The organism is candidate division Zixibacteria bacterium HGW-Zixibacteria-1 (assembly GCA_002838945.1).
Lineage (GTDB): Bacteria > Zixibacteria > MSB-5A5 > GN15 > PGXB01 > PGXB01.
On the sequence record PGXB01000076.1, the window covers coordinates 1 to 1,574 of the forward strand.

Annotated in this window: 1 protein-coding gene and 1 pseudogene; both read right to left on the minus strand. The window is 45.7% G+C overall.

Features of this window, described 5'->3' with window-relative positions; all coding sequences use genetic code 11:
* Positions 1-45: 45 nt before the first annotated feature.
* Entirely contained in the window at positions 46-1,050 is a 1,005-nt protein-coding gene (locus tag CVT49_16410; protein PKK81916.1) for a hypothetical protein, read from the minus strand.
* 46 nt (positions 1,051-1,096) lie between these two features.
* A pseudogene (locus CVT49_16415) lies at positions 1,097-1,477 on the minus strand (hypothetical protein).
* Positions 1,478-1,574: the final 97 nt, after the last annotated feature.

Below are 1,574 nucleotides of genomic sequence, written 5' to 3' on the forward strand. Positions count from 1 at the left end.
ACATCTGAACACCTCCTGTCCTTCGGGACTCAGGATGAGAAAGAATCATAATAATAGTATCCTTTCTCCGTGTCCACTAAATCGGGGGAACTTCATTCCAATGAAGACCATGCTGCCGTCTGTTTCTTCCATCTTGCTGCAAACTGCTCCAGTAAATGGGCAGAGTTTTCCAATGTCCATCTGATGTATAACGCGAGCACCTTCTCGTACTTGCTTCTTCGCTGCCCTTGTTACTTTATCAAGTTCAAGGAGATATGTGTCATCGACGACATAATCGACCCTTCGGTAAAGCAATCGGAGGTTGCGTAGCTCCGATCGGATTTCATCCAATGTTTCATTTACCCACGAGAGCGCTCGCCGCACATCTTCCAACATTTCAAAGGACTTTGGCGTCGAGTAAACGATGATATCCCAAACGGAGCTGTCGATCTCAAGGCATTCGATGCTCTCTCTGAAAGACCACTCTGCGCTGTTTGGTATTCCCGATAATGTCTTCACGATATCGGGCATACGACGGTAATCCGTATCCAACGCATCTGCCAGTTTCAATAGGGCAGCCAATGGCCTAATAGAAATAACTTCACCGATACCAATACTCTTCTTCTCGGGCAATTCACACAGATCTGGCAATGTTTGCCCCATTACAATAGATGCAATGATCTTGGCTTCCTTCTCATCTAACTGGATTACTTCGTTGATGCTGATAACGTACTTATAGCTCCGTTCTGCGTGGAGTACTCGAGCATGCCTGTAGGATTCGCTTGAATCGAAATCTTCAAGAATATCGATATCATGTAGCCAGACTGAACAGAGAAAAAGGAAAATTTCGTCTACTGTCCACTTGCGTTTTAGATCTTTGGGGACGAGCATATCGACATTGTGAAGAACTCGAAGAATATGCTCAGTAGCGTGTATGTCGAAGAAGTTTGTCTGGCGGGAATACGTTGATTTGAGAAACTCTACCAAATGGCGGTATTGTGCCCACCGATAATCCGATTGCTTCCTTAGGAGCACCTCGAATTCGGTCATGTCATTAGCCGGACTTTTCATGATCGGTTGTTTCTCAAGCGACCCAACTTGTCAACTGAGCGGTAGCTTATTCGTTGTTACGTATCTCAATGGCTTCCTCTATCCATTCCGCAATGTGGTCGGAGATGTAGCTATACACTCCAGCACTGGTCGTTCTCGGTGGGTCATAAGCTTTTGCGATTGTCGAGAGTCTCTTCCCGGACTCCTTGAACTTAACGTAGTAAAGCGGGTTTCCCCCCTTGCTGCATTGCTTCTCGTCTTTGTCTTTAAGGTTGTGAATGTATATGCCAAGAACGCCCATACCCTTGTTCCATGCCTTTGCAATCTCGTATGTTATCCACTTCCTATTTGCTGTATTTGCGCCGATTAGAACAATTGCGCAACTTCGGCCCTTCATCTGGTTTTCAATCCATTCCTCTATTTTTGCATCTCCACCTCCAACCACTTGTAATGCTCCCCATTTAGCAAGCCTTTTCTAAGAGAGTCCTCGTGGTTAAGTTATAGGTTTCTGCCATTTGATTTGGCGTGCGATAGCCCAGCGCCGA

Bases quoted from the DNA above. Each gene is read 5' to 3' on its own strand.
- CVT49_16410 (PKK81916.1), bottom strand. From the start codon at position 1,050: ATGAAAAGTCCGGCTAATGACATGACCGAATTCGAGGTGCTCCTAAGG.